Source organism: Micromonospora sp. CA-244673 (assembly GCF_050948395.1).
In the GTDB taxonomy this organism is placed as follows: domain Bacteria; phylum Actinomycetota; class Actinomycetes; order Mycobacteriales; family Micromonosporaceae; genus Micromonospora.
Window position 1 is genome coordinate 1,815,856 of record NZ_CP192019.1, and the last position, 15,823, is coordinate 1,831,678.

The 15,823-nt window shown below is 74.1% G+C and carries 14 protein-coding genes and 5 tRNA genes; 11 read left to right on the forward strand and 8 right to left on the reverse strand.

The features are described from left to right. Nucleotides 1-4: 4 nt before the first annotated feature. Nucleotides 5-673, reverse strand: coding sequence for a class I SAM-dependent methyltransferase (locus ACQP12_RS08680; protein ID WP_433286457.1), 669 nt, complete (start codon nt 671-673; stop codon nt 5-7). 196 nt (nt 674-869) lie between these two features. Here ACQP12_RS08680 and ACQP12_RS08685 point away from each other — a divergent pair, with 196 nt between their 5' ends. Both ACQP12_RS08685 and ACQP12_RS08690 read left to right on the forward strand, forming a co-directional pair. After that, entirely contained in the window at nt 870-1,685 is an 816-nt protein-coding gene (locus ACQP12_RS08685) for a hypothetical protein (protein WP_433286459.1), read from the forward strand. A gap of 85 nt (nt 1,686-1,770) precedes the next feature. Beyond that, a complete protein-coding gene (locus ACQP12_RS08690; protein ID WP_433286461.1) occupies nt 1,771-3,009 on the forward strand; it encodes an alkane 1-monooxygenase in 1,239 nt (412 codons plus the stop codon). On the opposite strand, the gene ACQP12_RS08695 is transcribed toward ACQP12_RS08690, so the two are convergent. Further along, a complete protein-coding gene (locus ACQP12_RS08695; RefSeq protein WP_357942399.1) occupies nt 2,930-3,532 on the reverse strand; it encodes a TetR/AcrR family transcriptional regulator in 603 nt (200 codons plus the stop codon). The genes ACQP12_RS08690 and ACQP12_RS08695 overlap by 80 nt on opposite strands. 273 nt (nt 3,533-3,805) lie before the next feature. On the opposite strand from ACQP12_RS08695, the gene ACQP12_RS08700 reads away from it, so the two are divergent. From ACQP12_RS08700 to ACQP12_RS08710, 3 genes are all read left to right on the forward strand, one after another. Beyond that, nucleotides 3,806-3,878: transfer RNA gene (locus ACQP12_RS08700), tRNA-Gly, on the forward strand. A gap of 34 nt (nt 3,879-3,912) precedes the next feature. Further along, nucleotides 3,913-3,983: transfer RNA gene (locus ACQP12_RS08705), tRNA-Cys, on the forward strand. A gap of 13 nt (nt 3,984-3,996) precedes the next feature. After that, a tRNA-Val gene (locus tag ACQP12_RS08710) sits at nt 3,997-4,071 on the forward strand. A gap of 52 nt (nt 4,072-4,123) precedes the next feature. On the opposite strand, the gene ACQP12_RS08715 is transcribed toward ACQP12_RS08710, so the two are convergent. Then, on the reverse strand, nt 4,124-5,095 hold the full coding sequence (locus tag ACQP12_RS08715; RefSeq protein ID WP_433286464.1) for a DUF5937 family protein: 972 nt from the start codon (nt 5,093-5,095) through the stop codon (nt 4,124-4,126). 70 nt (nt 5,096-5,165) lie between these two features. Here ACQP12_RS08715 and ACQP12_RS08720 point away from each other — a divergent pair, with 70 nt between their 5' ends. After that, on the forward strand, nt 5,166-5,981 hold the full coding sequence (locus ACQP12_RS08720) for an isocitrate lyase/PEP mutase family protein (protein ID WP_433286466.1): 816 nt from the start codon (nt 5,166-5,168) through the stop codon (nt 5,979-5,981). Nucleotides 5,982-6,068: 87 nt separating this feature from the next. Here ACQP12_RS08720 and ACQP12_RS08725 read toward each other — a convergent pair whose 3' ends face one another. Next, the gene (locus tag ACQP12_RS08725) at nt 6,069-6,311 is read right to left on the reverse strand and encodes a DUF6458 family protein (protein WP_357942405.1); all 243 of its coding nucleotides are present in this window, start codon (nt 6,309-6,311) and stop codon (nt 6,069-6,071) included. 182 nt (nt 6,312-6,493) lie between these two features. Between ACQP12_RS08725 and ACQP12_RS08730 the strand changes: the two genes are divergently transcribed. The 3 genes from ACQP12_RS08730 to ACQP12_RS08740 all read left to right on the forward strand — a co-directional run bounded on the left by ACQP12_RS08730 (nt 6,494) and on the right by ACQP12_RS08740 (nt 8,633). After that, nucleotides 6,494-6,566 (forward strand) — tRNA-Gly (locus tag ACQP12_RS08730). 52 nt (nt 6,567-6,618) lie between these two features. Beyond that, nucleotides 6,619-6,693 (forward strand) — tRNA-Val (locus ACQP12_RS08735). 293 nt (nt 6,694-6,986) lie between these two features. After that, complete coding sequence (locus tag ACQP12_RS08740; RefSeq protein WP_433286468.1) at nt 6,987-8,633, forward strand: PKD domain-containing protein; 1,647 nt, start codon at nt 6,987-6,989, stop codon at nt 8,631-8,633. 60 nt (nt 8,634-8,693) lie between these two features. Here the strand turns inward: ACQP12_RS08740 and ACQP12_RS08745 are convergent, their stop codons facing one another. Then, the gene (locus tag ACQP12_RS08745; protein WP_433286470.1) at nt 8,694-9,236 is read right to left on the reverse strand and encodes a hypothetical protein; all 543 of its coding nucleotides are present in this window, start codon (nt 9,234-9,236) and stop codon (nt 8,694-8,696) included. Nucleotides 9,237-10,164: 928 nt separating this feature from the next. On the opposite strand from ACQP12_RS08745, the gene ACQP12_RS08750 reads away from it, so the two are divergent. After that, complete coding sequence (locus tag ACQP12_RS08750; RefSeq protein ID WP_433286472.1) at nt 10,165-11,166, forward strand: NAD-dependent epimerase/dehydratase family protein; 1,002 nt, start codon at nt 10,165-10,167, stop codon at nt 11,164-11,166. Nucleotides 11,167-11,235: 69 nt separating this feature from the next. Here ACQP12_RS08750 and ACQP12_RS08755 read toward each other — a convergent pair whose 3' ends face one another. After that, complete coding sequence (locus ACQP12_RS08755) at nt 11,236-12,207, reverse strand: Acg family FMN-binding oxidoreductase (protein ID WP_433286474.1); 972 nt, start codon at nt 12,205-12,207, stop codon at nt 11,236-11,238. Nucleotides 12,208-12,390: 183 nt separating this feature from the next. Between ACQP12_RS08755 and ACQP12_RS08760 the strand changes: the two genes are divergently transcribed. Continuing rightward, entirely contained in the window at nt 12,391-13,029 is a 639-nt protein-coding gene (locus ACQP12_RS08760; protein ID WP_433286476.1) for a response regulator, read from the forward strand. Nucleotides 13,030-13,048: 19 nt separating this feature from the next. On the opposite strand, the gene ACQP12_RS08765 is transcribed toward ACQP12_RS08760, so the two are convergent. After that, nucleotides 13,049-14,722, reverse strand: coding sequence for a GAF domain-containing protein (locus tag ACQP12_RS08765; protein ID WP_433289187.1), 1,674 nt, complete (start codon nt 14,720-14,722; stop codon nt 13,049-13,051). 92 nt (nt 14,723-14,814) lie between these two features. Continuing rightward, on the reverse strand, nt 14,815-15,816 hold the full coding sequence (locus ACQP12_RS08770) for an Acg family FMN-binding oxidoreductase (protein ID WP_433286478.1): 1,002 nt from the start codon (nt 15,814-15,816) through the stop codon (nt 14,815-14,817). Between the last annotated feature and the right edge of the window lie 7 nt (nt 15,817-15,823).

Here is a 15,823-nt window from a genome sequence, read left to right on the forward strand (position 1 = left end):
CACGCTAGCGGGCGGCTCCCGGCGGAGCCGGGTCCAGCTCCCACACGGTGGTGTGCTTCACCCGTACGCTCTCCAGCGCCTCCGGCACCGGCACCTCGTACGCGGCCAGCTCGTGGAAGCGCTCGCGGGGGAGGAAGGCCCGGCCGGGGTCGCCGACCAGCACCCGGGCCCCGGACCGGGCGGCCCGGAGCAGGAAGCGCAGCACCCGGCGGGCCATGGCATCGCTGTAGAAGACGTCCCCGGCGAGCACCACCTCGGCGTCCCCGGCGTCACCGTCCAGGATGTCGCCGAGTTCGGCGTCGACGCGTACCCCGTTCGCGTCGGCGTTGAGCGCGACGGCCGCGACGGCCCGCTCGTCCACCTCGACGGCGCGGACGGCCGCCGCGCCGCACCGGGCGGCGGCGATGGCGACCAGGCCGGAGCCGGAGGCGAGGTCGAGCACCCGGCGGCCGGCGACCAGCTCGGGGTGGTCGGTGACGTAGCGGGCGAGGGCCTGACCGCCGGCCCAGGCGAACGCCCAGAACGGCGGCGGTTGGGCGCTGTGGAACTCGCCCTCGGTCAGCTCCCAGAGGCCGATCGGCTCGTCGGCCTGGTGCAGCCGCACCTCGGGGACGAAGGCGACCGGGGTGAGCCGGGCGTGCAGCCGGACGAAGGCCGCGGACAGGTCGGACACCGGGTGATTCTGTCGTACCGCCGGAGACGCCCGGCGGGGGATCCCGGGCGTGTCGCGGCGCGAGCGTGACCGGTTCACCACGCTCGGTGAGAAGGGGCCCCGGTGTTGGCGGTCCGTGCGAACACGCCCGTCTACCGGGGGCCGGTCCGCGCTCATAGCGTTTCCGGTTGGACGCGGCCGACGGGAGGAGACGGTGGTGAGCGGGTGGCGGTACGCGCTGCGGATCGGGGTCGTGCTGACGTGCCTGGCGGGGGCCGGGCTCGGCGCGGCCGTGCCGGCCGGGGCGGCGGCCGCCTTCTCCACCGAGCTGAGCGGCCTGCCGGACGAGTTCACCGCCGGCGACCGGGTGGAGACCCTCTCCGCCGTGGTCTCCCGCACCGACGGGGGCGGCTGCGTCAAGGTGCGCTGGTCGATGCTGCTGCGGGTGCAGGGCCTGCGGTTGGACCAGGTCAAGGTGGACCGGGTGGAGGACAGCGGCTCCTTCCCGTTGGAGATCCGCACCGAGGGGGACACGGCCCGGCTGACCGACCGTGACCTGGACCCGGGCGTGCTCTGCCCGGGCCGCACCGTCACGGCCCGCTACCGGGTGGCCTTCGCCGGGGACGTGGCCCGGGGGCGGGTGAGCTTCGCCGCCGAGGCGTACGACCCGGGGTTGCGCCTGCTGGCCCGGCGGACCGCCGACCGCCGGGTGGTGGGGGAGGAGGCGACGGCCACGCCCACCGAGGCGACGCCGGAGCCCACGGAGCGCAGCGCCGAGCCGACCGAGCCGGCCACCGACGAGCCGGTGCTGGACGAACCGTCGAGCGAGGCGGCGGTGGTCGAGCCTCCGCCGCCCGGCGCGGCGGGCCGGCCGGTGTCCACCTCGGGCGGTTTCGGCGTGGTCCAGGTCGCCTTCCTCCTCGGCGGGCTGCTGGTCTTCCTCGGCGCGGGGCTGCTGCTGCGGATGCGGCGCCTGCTGCGCCCGGCCCGCGGGGCCCCGGAGTTCGAGCGGCCCGCCCGCGGGGGCTGGTGAGCGCGCTTTACAAAAACCTGCCTCTTGTAAAACACCGTGACCGCTGCCACAGTCTGGGCAGGAGTTCACGGATCGGAGGCTGACGATGGGCACCGACACCGTCCCGTGGCGGGACACCCGCAAGCCGCTCTGGCCGCTCGCCCTGCTCGTCCCCGCGCTGCCCTTCCTCGCCTGGTCGCTCTGGCACGCGACCGGCACCGGCTGGGCCTGGTGGCTCACCCCGGCGGTCGTCTTCGGCGTCATCCCCGTGGTCGATCTGCTCATCGGCGACGACCGGCAGAACCCGCCGGAGGAGCTGGTGCCGGCGCTCCAGGCCGACGGCTACTACCGCTGGCTCACCTACCTCTACCTGCCGGCCCAGTACGCCGCCCTCGTGCTCTGCTGCGCCGTGTGGACGCACGGCGGGCTCTCCTGGCCGGCCGCCGCCGGCCTGGTCGCCACCATCGGGGTGGTCGACGGCATCGCCATCAACACGGCCCACGAGCTGGGCCACAAGCGGGAGGCGGTGGAACGCTGGCTGTCCCGCATCGCCCTCGCGCCGACCGGGTACGGGCACTTCCACGTCGAGCACAACCGGGGGCACCACACCCGGGTGGCCACCCCCGAGGACCCGGCCAGCTCCCGGCTGGGCGAGACGTTCTGGGCGTTCTGGCCGCGTACGGTCTGGGGCAGCCTCCGCTCGGCCTGGCGGCTGGAGAGCAGCCGCCTGCGCCTCCGGGGCCGCACCCCGTGGACCTGGCGCAACGACGTGCTCACCGCCTGGGCCATGACCGTGCTGCTCTACGCCGTGCTGGCCGTCGCCTTCGGCCCTCAGGTGCTGGTCTTCCTCGTGCTCCAGGCGGTGGTCGGCTTCTCCCTGCTGGAGGTGGTCAACTACCTGGAGCACTACGGGCTGGCCCGGCAGCGCACCGCCGGGGGCCGCTACGAGAAGGTCGACCCGCGGCACAGCTGGAACAGCGACCGGACGGTCACCAACGTCTTCCTCTTCCAGCTCCAGCGGCACAGTGACCACCACGCCAACCCGCTGCGCCGCTACCAGACGCTGCGCAGCTTCGACGCCTCCCCGCAGTTGCCCGCCGGCTACGCCACCATGGTGGTCGCCGCGCTGCTGCCACCGGTCTGGCGGCGGGCGATGGACCACCGGGTGCTCGCGCACTACGGCGGTGACCTGGAGCTGGCCAATGTCCACCCGCCGGCCCGGGAGCGGCTGCGTAGGCGCGCGCGGGGCGCGGCCCCCGGCCCGCTCAGTCCAGCTGGGCCGGTTCCAGACCCAGCTCGCGGGCCGCGACGAGCCGGACCCACTCGGCGATCTGCCGGCGGGTGATGACCCGCTCGTGCACCGCGAGCTGCACGGCGAGGCCGTCCATCACGGCGCTGATCCGCCACGCCGCGCCGGCCGGGTCGGGGCAGTCGAAGGTGCCGTCCGCCACCCCGTCGGCGATCACCGCGGCCAGGTCCCGCCGCCACCGCAGGTCCAGCCGGCGGGAGAGCTTCTCCAGCTCGGGGGTGCGCAGCGACTCGGCCCACCCGTCGATCCACATGGACCAGGAGGTCGACCGGCCGGTCGGGGCGTAGAGGCGGAGCATCCGGCGCAGCTTGGCCAGCGGCGGGGCGGTGGAGCGGACCACCGTGTCGAGCCGGTTCAGATCCTGCTCGACGGCGTAGGCGAACGCCTGCGCGAGCAGCCGGTCCTTGGTCGCGAAGTGGTAGAAGACCAGGGCCTGACTGACCCCGGCGGCCTCGGCCACGTCGGCCGTGCGGGTGTTGGCGAGTCCCCGTTCCGCGATCACCTCACAGGCCGTGCGCAGCAGCGCGTCCAGGCGGATCTCGGCGGCACGTCTCGTCACGCCGTTACCGTAGCCCATCCGAGTGACCACGAGGAGTTACCGAAGCGGCCGGTCGGGCGCGCGACAGTCGGATCCCGGACAGTGCGGTTCGAGGTGACAATCCGCAGGTCCCCGCCCTGTCCGGCCCTTGATCGCCTCCCACCCAGGCTCCTAGGAAGCTTCAGGCCCCGGGAACCCCGTCACCCGGACGCGCCCGGAAACGGGACCCGATTTGGCAACCGTTCCCGGGCTCGGCTAAAGTTCTCATCCGTCACCGGATAACACCGGGGACACGCGGACGTAGCGCAGCTGGTAGCGCATCACCTTGCCAAGGTGAGGGTCGCGGGTTCGAATCCCGTCGTCCGCTCGGAGCTGCCGCCACGCATGTCGGGGGCAACCTCGGTGGAGTGGCCGAGAGGCGAGGCAACGGCCTGCAAAGCCGTGTACACGGGTTCAAATCCCGTCTCCACCTCGGCAGTTGACGAGGGCGATTGGCGCAGTGGGAGCGCGCTTCCTTGACACGGAAGAGGTCACTGGTTCAAACCCAGTATCGCCCACCAGCACAGAGGCCGTGTCGATCATTCGACACGGCCTCTCGCTATGCCCGCCCGCTCACGCTGACGCGCCCAGCAGCGCCTCGGCCACGACCGTCCGGCTGCTCAACAGCGACCGCCCCTGCCGGTGCGTCACCACCAGGCCGGCCGCCCGAAGCGCGGTGAGGTGCTGCGACACCCCGGCCGGGGACAGCCCGGTGCGCCGGGCCAGCTCAGTGGTCGACCGCGGCGCGTCCAGCGCGGCGAGCAGCCGCGCCCGGCCCCGGCCGAGCACCGCGCCCAGCGCGTCCGGGGCGTCGGCCGGGCACTCCCACAGCCCGCCGATTCCCCGGGCCGGATAGGCCAGCTGCGGGACGTCGCCGGCCGCGATGCTGAGCACCGACGGCCAGACGAACACCGAGGGCACCAGCACGAGCCCGCGACCGTCGGGCACGTCCGGGGCGGCGCAGTGGCGCTGGCTGATCAGCAGGGCGTCGCCCTCCCAGCGGACCCGCTCGTGCAGGTCGTTGAGGAGCCCCGCCGCACCGTCCTCGGCCAGCCGGCGGGCCCGGTGGAACACCTCGGCGTCGAGCACCGCCCGGATCCGGGGCCAGTCGCGGGCCACCGCCACCCGCCAGTACGCCGCGATCTCGTCGGCGAGCCGCCGCAGCCCGGCCTCCGGGTCGGCGTAGAGGGCGGCCACCGCCGCCGGCCGCGGTCCGGGACACAGGTCGAGCTGGGCGCGGACCGTGTCGGGCGGGGTGGCGCGGAGCACGGCCAGCTCCTGGTCCAGATCCGGCGCCAGGCCGGCCGGCGGCGGGGTGAGGAAGTCGGGCAGGTAGCCCGGCGCGGGCGGCACCAGGTGCCCGAGCAGGCCATCGAGCAACCCCGCCTCGGCCAGCCGCGGCCGGACCCGGTTGGCCCAGGGCAGATGGAGCGCGTGCCGGCCGGGATCGCGGAGCACCCGGACGCCGGCCATCACCTCCCAGAGGCAGGAGAGCGCGAACCGGACCCGCGCCACGCCGCCCGCCAACAGCCCGATCGCGACCACGCCGCCCCCCGTCGTTTCAGCCAGGACTGAAACATTACGGCGGCCGGCGCGGCCACCGGAGACTGGGCGGGTGAATGAACAGCACACCCGAGCCCTGCACCTCCGATCCCTGCACGTCCCCGGCGAGCCGCTGGTCCTGGTCAACGCCTGGGACGCGGCGAGCGCCCGGATCGTCGCCGCGGCCGGCGCCCGCGCCGTGGCCACCACGAGCGCGGGCGTCGCCTGGAGCCGCGGCGTACCGGACGGCGACGCGCTCGGCCGCGAGACCGCCGTCGACGTCGTCCGCCGCGTCGCCGCCGCGGTGCCGCTGCCGGTCACCGCCGACATCGAGTCCGGGTACGGCGACACGGCCGACGAGGTCGCCGAGACCGTGGCCGCCGTGCTGGCCGCCGGTGCCGTCGGGGTGAACGTCGAGGACGCCCGGCACGACGGCGGAGCGCCGCTGCGCCCGGTCGAGGAGCAGTCCGCCCGGCTGGCCGCCGTCCGGTCCGCCGCCGACCGGGCCGGAATCCCGCTGTACGTCAACGCGCGCGTCGACACCTTCCTGCGCGGCGCCGGAGGCATCGAGGAGACCGTGGCGCGGGCCGGGGCGTACCTGGCCGCCGGAGCGGACGGGATCTTCGTGCCCGGGGTGGTCGATCCGGAGACCGTGGCCGCCCTGGTCGCCGCGATCCCGGCGCCGCTGAACGTGCTGGCCGGGCCGGGCGCCCCGCCGGTCGCGGCGCTGGCGAAGCTCGGGGTGGCCCGGGTCAGCCTCGGCTCCGCGGTCGCCGAGGCCGCGTACGCGGTGGCCCGGCGCGCCGCCGAGGAGGCGCTCACGGCCGGGACGTACGGCGCGCTGGCCGACGCGCTCGACTACGGGACGCTGAACGAGCTGATGCGCTGACCGGGTACGCGAACGGGGGCGCACCACGGCGCCCCCGTCACACCCATTCGGGGACCGATCAGCTCCGTCGGCCCCGGCGAGCTCACGTCACAGCGGCGGGGCGACGTCCCGGCGCTCCTCGACCCGGCGGTACTCGACCGGCTCGGCGGTGGTGACCACCTCGCGACGGCGGCGGCCCCAGACCAGGGTCGTCATGATCAGACCGAGGACGCCGGCCGCCATCAGGATCCAGCCGACGACGTCCAGGTCGACCCCGCCGACGCTGGCGTTCAACGCGAAGGTGAGGATCGCGCCGACCGCGATCAGGAAGATGCTCGTTCCGATACCCACGACAGCCTCCTTCGGGGGTTGTTGTGCTGTCGCAGCAGTCAGTACCCCCACGACGAGCAGCGCAATCACCCGGCTGTGACGGCGGTCACCCGCCGGTCGCCGGGGCGCGCCGGGGCCCTGCCACGCGGCGATCTTGCCATCGGGTACAGTTGCAGCCGTCGCCGACGCGAGCCGGTGACAACGCGGACGTAGCGCAGCTGGTAGCGCATCACCTTGCCAAGGTGAGGGTCGCGGGTTCGAATCCCGTCGTCCGCTCGCGATCCGCCCCCTCGCGGGCCGACCGCCGCCGCCGATCCGGCGGATGCCCGGGCGATTGGCGCAGTGGGAGCGCGCTTCCTTGACACGGAAGAGGTCACTGGTTCAAACCCAGTATCGCCCACCAGCTCTCCGAACGGCACGAAGGCTCGTCACCACGCGGTGGCGGGCCTTTTCCCTTGCGTACGCGGATGTGACGCGGACGGGTGGGCGAGGCAGACGGATCGGACAGGCCGATCGCCGCCTCGCCGCGCCGGGCCGCCGGTCGCCCGGCGCGGGCGGACCGCCGGGTCGCCGGCCACTGGCCACATCGGTCGCCCGGTCGCACGGAGGACCTGGTACGGATCCGCCCAACGGATTATGGAGCCGCTGGCCCGCAGCGTGACAGGGTGATGGCCCGTGGAGCTGGGAGGCGATCGTATGCGGTCAGTCAGGCAGGGACGGTGGCGGCGCACAGCCGCCCGGCTGGGCGTGGCCGCCCTGTTCGTGGCCACGGGGGTGGCGCTGGGCGCCGCGCCCGCGCAGGCGACCGCCACCCGGACCGTCGCGTTCTGGAGCATGGACGAGCCGGCCGGGTCGACCGTGCTCAAGGACAGCAGCGGCAACGGCCGCAACGGCGCCATCGGCGCGGAGGTCGTCACCAGCGCCCTCTACGCCGGCGCGACCGGGCACCGGTTCGCCACCCACCTGCCCACCGACCAGGAGTACGTCCCGGGCCACGTGAACCTGGTGCCGCACAGCACCGACTTCAACCCGGACGCCGGGGACTTCTCGTTCACCATCCGCTACCGGACCACGTACTCCTTCGGGAACATCCTCCAGAAGGGACAGGGCGCGACCGCCGGCGGCTACTGGAAGTTCGAGGCGCCGGGCGGCAAGCCGAAGTGCCTGTTCCGCGGCGGCGACGGCGCCTCCCGCACCGGCTACACCGACGTGCCCATCAACGACGGCCAGTGGCACACCGTCACCTGCAACCGCACCTCCGCCTACGTCGAGATGTACGTCGACGGGGTGCGGATGAGCCGGCTGACCGGGCCGACCGGCACCATCGCGAACAACTGGCAGCTCTCCATCGGCGGCAAGAGCCAGTGCGACGGTGTGAAGGTCACCTGCGACTACTTCGCCGGTGACATCGACTACGTGAAGATCCTGAAGGGCTCGGGCGGCCCGGCCAACCAGCCGCCGGTGGCGCAGCTCGTGCCGTCCTGCTCCGGGCTGGTCTGCACCTTCTCCGGCGCCGGCTCCACCGACGCGGACGGCGCGATCCAGAACCACCGCTGGGCCTTCGGCGACGGGTCCACGAGCGACACCGTCTCCGTGCCGACCACCTCGCACACGTACGCGACGGCCGGCACCTACCCGGTCACCCTCACGGTCACCGACGACCGGGGCGCCACCGGCACCGCGACCGTCGACGTCACCGTCGCACCGGTGCCCGAGCGGATCTCCTTCGTCGGCCAGGCCACCGCGAACGCCAACTGGACCAGCCACACGGTGACCGTGCCGCCGACCGTGCAGCCGGGCGACACCCTGCTGCTCCTGCTGAGCCAGAACACCCACACCGGCGCCGGCGAGCCCACCGGGGTCACCGGCTGGACCCGCCTCGACCGGCTCGACGGCGGCTTCGCCACCACCACCGCCTGGTGGAAGGTCGCGGCCGCCGGGGACGCCGGAACGGCGGTACGCGTCGCCCTCGACAGCCAGGCCAAGGGCAACCTGGTGGTGGCCGCGTACCGGGGCGTGGCGCCCAGCGCGCCGGTCTTCGGCCGGGCCACCGACCCGGCAAGCACCGCCACCCGGATCACCCCGTACGCCCCGGTGACCGCCGACCAGAGCTGGGCCGTCTCGTACTGGCTGCACGGTGACGGCGCCTCCACGGCGCTCACCCCGCCGGCCGGCGTCCAGGTGCGCAGCAACAGCTCCCAGACCGGCGGCGGACGGGTGACCGCCCTCCTCGCCGACTCCGGCAGCAGCGTGCCGGCCGGCACCTACGGCGGCCTGGCCGCGGTCGGCGCGGCGGCCAGCACGACCACCACGACCTGGACCTTCATCCTGCCTCCGGCCTGATCCGGATACGCCGCTGGCCGGCACCCCGCTTGGGGGTGCCGGCCAGCGTTCGTTCGGCTGTCAGCTGTTCCAGTTGTGGGTGACGATGTCGGTGGCCTGCTGCTCCCACTGGGCGTAGGCGTCGGGGTAGGCCGAGACCTGCACGGTCTGCGCGGCGTCGGTCAGGGGCATCTTGTCCCAGCCGTCGACCTGCTTGAGGCCCTTGAGGAAGGACAGGGTGGAGTACTCGGGGTCGGTGATCTGCTCCGGCGTACCCCAACCACTGGACGGGCGCTGCTGGAACAGGCCCAGCGAGTCGTGATCGTTCTTGTCGCCGAGGTGGCCCAGGTTCTCCAGCTTCGACTCCTGCAGGCTGGTGGCGATCGAGATGACCGCGGCCCGCTCCGGCAGGCCGGCCTTCTTCGTGGCGGCGATGATCGCCTTGGCGTTGGCGGTCTGCTCACCGTTGAGGTCAATCTTCGACTGGGCGCCCTGCACGCTCACCGCGGCCGGCGTGGTGTGCACCGGCTCCGCGGCGTGGGCGGCGACCGGACCGGCGAAGATGCCACCGGTGAAGGCCAGACCAGCAATACCCAGCACGCTCTTACGCAGCGTCGTGTTCATGGGGGTAGCTCCATTCGGGGGTTGGCGCACACGCGGGCCGATGGGGGTCGGCTCTTAGCTGGTGTGCGCAAGCACCGTCAGGCGCTCAAGGAAAGTCTTGGGGGATCCGGCGCGCGGGGCGAAGGCCTCTTCGTCGCGCCGGGACCATGTACAACGACCGCCGGGCCGCCATCATTCCCGGCCGGGCAGTCCCGCCTCGGCGGGCTGTCGCGCGGGCCGCTCACCCCGTCGGGCGGGGCGTGGTCCTCGGTCGTTCACCCGGATACAACGACCCCGGCCCGCCGGCCATTCCGCCGCCGGGATGCCGCCGGTCACCCCGCGAAACGGACACCCCGCCCAGGACGGGACGGTCGGTGGAACCGTATGGAGGTATCCCGGCACCGGAGACATACATGAGGTTCCACTCAACGACCGAGGCCTGCCTGGGTAGTGCCAAACGGGCCGAAGATCCGGTCGACGCCCGCCCCAAGCGGGGCAGGAACCAGACATTTGGCGACAGCCAGTCGCGATCTTGGCGGGTTCCGTTCGCGCCGAACGGTAAGTCGCCGCCCGCGTCGGGGACGCTCGGTGGAACGTCATGGAGGTATCCCGGCCCGGGAGACACCCATAGCGGTCCACCCGAAGCGCCAGGGCACGGCAGAAATCGGACATCTCGCGGTGACCAGCTGCGATCTTGGCGAGTTTCCGTTCGCTGCGAACGGTAAGTCGCCAAGATCCGCGCGGGTCGCGCGGGAGGTGCCCGAGCGCGGCGAGGCGAGGCGAGCGGACGTGACGACACTAGGTCCGCGGGATGGTGGTGACCACGCATGCGGGACACCGCTGCCTCGGCGAGGTGGAGTGGATCAAGGCGAGGGCTTCTGCCGTTGGCAGATCCGCTCACCGTGAACATTGCTCACGGAAGCGGCGACGGCCGGGCAGGGTGGGACGCATGAGAGTGCTGATGCTGGGCGGTACGGGATTCGTCGGCGGGGCCGTCGTCACCGAGGCGGTGCGTCGCGGCTGGTCGGTGACGGTGTTCAACCGGGGGTTGCATGGCAGCGCGCCCGAGGGCGTACACCGGTTGCGGGGTGACCGCACCGCGCCGGACGGGCTGGCGGCGCTCGCCGGCGGCGAGTGGGACCTGGTGGTGGACACATGGGACGGCGCGCCCCGGGCGGTCCGGGACGCGGCGCGCGCCCTGACCGGCGCCGTGCCGCACTACGTCTACGTCTCCAGCGGCTCGGTCTACGCGCCGCCCGTCGGGCTGGGCACGGACGAGGACGCGCCGGTCGTCGCGGCCGGGGCCGACGCGGGCGACGGGGACTACCCGGACAACAAGGCGGGCGGTGAGCGGGCCGCGGTGGAGGTGTTCGGTGACCGGGCGCTGCTCGTGCGGGCCGGGCTGATCCTCGGGCCGGGCGAGGACATCGGGCGGCTGCCGTGGTGGCTGCACCGCGTCGCCCGGGGCGGGGAGGTGCTCGCTCCCGGCCCACACGACCTGCCCGTGCAGTACGTCGACGCGCGGGACCTGGCCATCTGGTTGCTGGACCGGGGGAGCGAGGGCGTCGGCGGGGCGTACAACGTGGTCAGTCGGACCGGGCACACGACGATGGGCGAGCTGCTCGACGCGGCCGTGGCGGTGACCGGCGCGGACGCGACGCTGCGCTGGGCAGAGCCGGACGCGCTCCTGGCGGCGGGCGTCGAGCCCTGGAACGACCTGCCGATCTGGGTCCCGCTCGGGCACGAGTACCGGTGGTTGCAGGAGCGGGACGTCGAGCGGGCGCACGCCGCGGGCCTGGCCTGCCGGCCGGCGGCCGAGACGGTCGCGGACACCTGGCGCTGGCTGCGCGAGGTCGGGCAGGTGCCGGCGCGGGCGGGACGCCCGGCGCGGGCGCCGGTCGGCCTGGCCCCGGAGCGCGAGGCGGCCCTCCTGGCCGCCCTACCGGCCTGACCACCGACCCGACGACCGGCCTGACCACCGGCCCGATGACCGGCGCGGCCGCCGATCCGACGCCGGCGGTCAGTGCACGACCGGCAGGTCGAGCACCTCGTCGACCGGGCGGCGCGGGGTGGTGCGGCCGGGCTGGCCGAACCCGATCCGCATCACCATCTGCGGCGTGCCGAACCGGCCCAGGGACAGCCGCAGGGCCTCCCGCGCCCCGGGCACCTCGATCGGCTGGGAGAGCATCGACACGGCCAGCCCGGCGTCGGTGGCGGTGAGCAGCACCCGTTGCAGGGCCTGCCCGGCGACGATCTGGTCGGTGGCCGTGTTGCCGGTCGAGCCGAGCACGGCGACCAGCGGTTCCGGTTCGAAGTCGCGGCCGGGGGCGCGGTCGCGGCCGCCGAAGCCGCGCTGCGGCAGCAGGTCCTGCGGTTCGCTCTGCGGCCCGCCGGCGCCGGTCGGCACCCCGTCGGGGGACGGCTCGGAGCGGATCCACCGGGTGCGTTCGGTGACGTACGCGGGGTCGCGCTCCAGCACCCGGTGTGCGCTGCGGGCGATCTCGGCGAAGGCGTTGACCGCGGTGGTGCCGATGACCAGTTCCAGCCAGCACTGCTCGGCGCGGGCGGCCTCGCCGAGACGCCAGCGCGCGTCCGCGGGGACCGGGTCGGGCCAGAAGGGCGCCCGGTTGCTGAACCGGCGGCAGATGGCGCCGTGCAGGCTCTGCTCGGCCGGGGTGGGGCGGCGCGGCACGTCGGGGACGAGCCGGGCCACCACGTCCGGGTCACCCGGGTACGGGCGGAGCCGGACCGTGGCCGGAGTGCCCGCCACGGCGAGCGCCAGCCGCAGGTTGAACAGGGCCGCCCCGCAGGCGATCCGGGCGCCCCACCCGCTCGGGTCGGTGGCCGGCAGCCGGCGCAGCGGGTCGACGGCGAGTTCGATCCCGCCGTCGACGAGGCGGAACCGCCACGGCTGGGTGTTGTGCAGCGACGGCGCGCGCACCGCCTCCGCGGCTGCGGTCCGCAGCTGTTCGGCCGTGTAGCCCGTGGTCATGGCGTTGCTCCCTCCGTGCGGGCCGCCCTGCCGGCCGCTCCATCCCCACGGTCCGTCAGCGGGCGGGGCCGCGAGCAGGGCCGGAGGTCCCCACCTGGGCGGGTCCGTCTGCCCGCCGCGACGCGTGACGGTCGGGACCTTCGGCCCGGTGCGGGACCGTCGGGTGGAGGGTAGAAAGGACGGATGATCCGGGTGTTCCTGCTCGACGACCACGAGGTCGTCCGTCGTGGCCTGGCCGACCTGCTCCAGAGCAGCGGCGACATCGAGGTGGTCGGCGAGTCCGGCTCCGCCCAGGAGGCGTCCCGCCGCATCCCGGCGCTCCGCCCCGACGTGGCGATCCTCGACGCCCGGCTGCCCGACGGCAACGGCATCGACGTCTGCCGGGACATCCGCGCCGTGGACTCGTCGATCAAGGGGCTGATCCTCACCTCGTACGAGGACGACGAGGCGCTCTTCGCGGCGATCATGGCGGGTGCCGCCGGCTACGTGCTCAAGCAGATCCGCGGCACCGACCTGGTGGACGCGGTCCGGCGGGTGGCGGCCGGGCAGTCCCTGCTCGACCCGGCGATCACCACCCGAGTGCTGGAGCGGATCCGCAGCGGCGTGGAGCAGCCGCGCGAGCTGAAGTCCCTCACCGAGCAGGAGCGGCGGATCCTGGAGTACGTGGCGGAGGGGCTCACCAACCGGGAGATCGCCGGCAAGATGTTCCTCGCCGAGAAGACGGTGAAGAACTACGTCTCCAGCGTGCTGGCCAAGCTCGGCCTGGAGCGGCGTACGCAGGCCGCCGTGCTGGCCACCCGGCTGCTCGGCAAGGGCCACTGAGCACGGGCGCCCCGCGCGGTCAGTCGCGCAGCGGCACGCTCCAGCGCAGCTCGGTGCCGTGCGGCGCCACCCGGCTGAGCTGGAAGTCCCCGCCCAGCCGCTCGGCCCGCTCGCGCAGGTTCACCAGGCCGCTGCGGGCCGCCTCCGGGTCGCAGCCCACCCCGTCGTCGGTGACGGTGACGCTCACCCAGCCGGCGTCGACCCGCACCCGCACCGACACCCGGTCGGCGTGCGCGTGGCGTACCGCGTTGGAGAGCGCCTCGCGGAGCACGGCGGTGAGTTCGGGGCGGAGCTGGTCCGGCACGGCGCTGTCGATGGGGCCGACCAGGTCCAGCTCCGGTCGGTAGCCCAGCGACTCGGCGGCCGCCTCGATCGCCTCGCGGATCTCGGTGCGCAGCGCCGCGCTCATCGGGGTGCGCAGCTCGAAGATGGTGCGGCGGATGTCGCGGATGGTGGCGTCCAGGTCGTCGACCGCCTGGTTGATCCGCTTGGCCGCCTCGGGGCGGGCGTTCATGGCTCCGCTCTGCAACTGCAGGCCGGTGGCGAACAACCGCTGGATCACCACGTCGTGCAGGTCGCGGGCGATCCGCTCGCGGTCCTCCAGGACCACCAGCAGCTCCCGTTCCTCCTGGCCCCGGGCCCGCTCCATGGCCAGCGCGGCCTGGCCGGCGAAGCTGCCGAGCAGGGCCACGTCGTCCTCGGCGGCGGGGCTGCGGTCGGGCCGGTGCGCGACGACCAGCACGCCGTGCAGGGTGTCCGCCGCGGCGAGGGGCGAGACCACAGCCGGCCCGGCGACGACCGGGTGCGACCAGGGGGCCGCCTCGGCGAGGTTCTCCAGCAGCTCGTGGCGGCGTTCGGTGACCGAGCCGACGAACGTGGTCTCGTCGGCCGGAAGCACGGCGCCGACCAGCTTCCGCGCGGCGTCGTCGTCGGCGCCGTCGACCACCTCGACGGTGAACTGGCGCTCGTCCTCGTCGTAGAGCAGCACGAGGGCCAGCTCGGCCCCGGCGACCTCGCGGGCGCGCCGGGCGACGAGGGTCAGCGCGTCGGTGCGGCGCACCTCGCCGAGCAGCACCGAGGTGATCTCGGCGGTCGCGGCCAGCCAGCGTTCCCGCCGGTGCGCCAGGGCGTAGAGGCGGGCGTTCTCGATCGCCACGCCGGCCGCTGCGGCGAGCGCGACCACGATCTCCTCGTCGTCCTCGGTGAACTCGGCGGCGCCCTGCTTCTCGGACAGGTAGAGGTTGCCGAAGACGTGGTCGCGGATCCGCACCGGGACGCCGAGGAAGCTGTGCATCGGCGGGTGGTTCGGCGGGAAGCCGTAGGACTGCGGGTGCTGGGTGATGTCCGGCATGCGCAGCGGGCGGGGGTCGTCGATGAGCAGGCCGAGCACGCCCCGCCCGTGCGGCAGCTCACCGATCTTGGCGTGCAGCTCGTCGCTGATCCCGTGGACGATGAAGTCGTGCAGCAGCCGGTCGGCGCCGATCACGCCGAGCGCGCCGTAGCGGGCGCCGACCAGCTCACAGGCCGACTCCACGATCCGCTGGAGGGTGCTGCGCAGGTCGAGGTCGGAGCCGATGCCGACGACCGCGTCGAGCAGGGCGCGGAGCCGCTCCCGGTTGGTGACCACCTCGCCGACCCGGTCCAGCATCTCCTGGAGCAGCTCGTCGAGCCGCACCCGGGACAGCGGGGTCAGCCCCAGCGAGGGGGTGACGTTCTCGTTGCGTGGATTCGGTGCGCTGGCCACCGGGCGATGCTATCGCCCGGTGGCCGCGCGAACGAGATCCGTCAGGAGAGCTGGCCGCGTACCGCGGAGGTGTCGACGGTCTGCGCGGTCTCCAGCCGCGGGGTGTGCGGGGGGCCGGCGTGCGTCGGGTCGGCCAGGCCGAGGCGCATCGAGATGTACGGGAAGCCCAGGCCGGACAGCATCTGCCGGAGCGTCTGCCGGGTGCTCTCGACCTCCACCACGCCGGAGAGCGGCACCAGGGACACCCCGTGCCGGGTGGCGGTGAGCCAGGCGGCGGAGAGCGCCTCGCCGGCGCGTACCCAGCTGTCCGGCTCGTCGTCGACGCCCCAGAGGATCCCGTAGACGGCGGCCCGGTCGTGTCCCTCACCCACGGGCAGGGTGCCGGGGCCGAAGTCGCGGGCCGGAACGGTGGTCTGGGGGGCCTGCTCCGGCAGCACCTCCGGCGGCAGCCCGGTGCCGGCGCGGGCCCGGGTGGTCCAGTACGCCAGCTCCTCCTGCAGGTCCGGGCTGCCCTTCTCGACGGCGGCCGCCTGCTGGGCGGCGGCGGCCAGCTCGATCTTCTGGTCGTCGTCCAGCACCTGCAGGTTGGCGCCCTCCCGGGTGGCGGCCTGGTCGATCTCGCCCAGCACGGCGGTCGGGATCGGCTCGTCGCTGACCGGCCGGCGGTCGGTGTGGCGGACCTGCATGCACTGGACGGTGCGCATGGCCTCCGGGTCGGTGCCGGTGGGCTTGAACCCGGTCAGCCGGGCGACCAGGTCGGGCTGGCCGGGGTCGGGCATGCGCTCCACCACCGGCGTCCAGCCCTCGGCGGCCAGCGCCACCCGCGCGTGGTGCAGCGCGACGCCGCAGCTCACCACCAGCAGCCGGCCCTCCGGGTCGAGGACGCTGAGGTGCCGCTCCCGCACCACGCGCAGCTCCAGCGCGTCGGGCAACACCGTCCACTGCCACGGCTGCGTGTTGTGCACCGAGGGAGCGTGACCGGCCATTCCGGCGGCCTCCGCGAGCGCGGTGGTCAGCGGGCGGTCCGGCGTCTCGTGGCTCATCGTCACG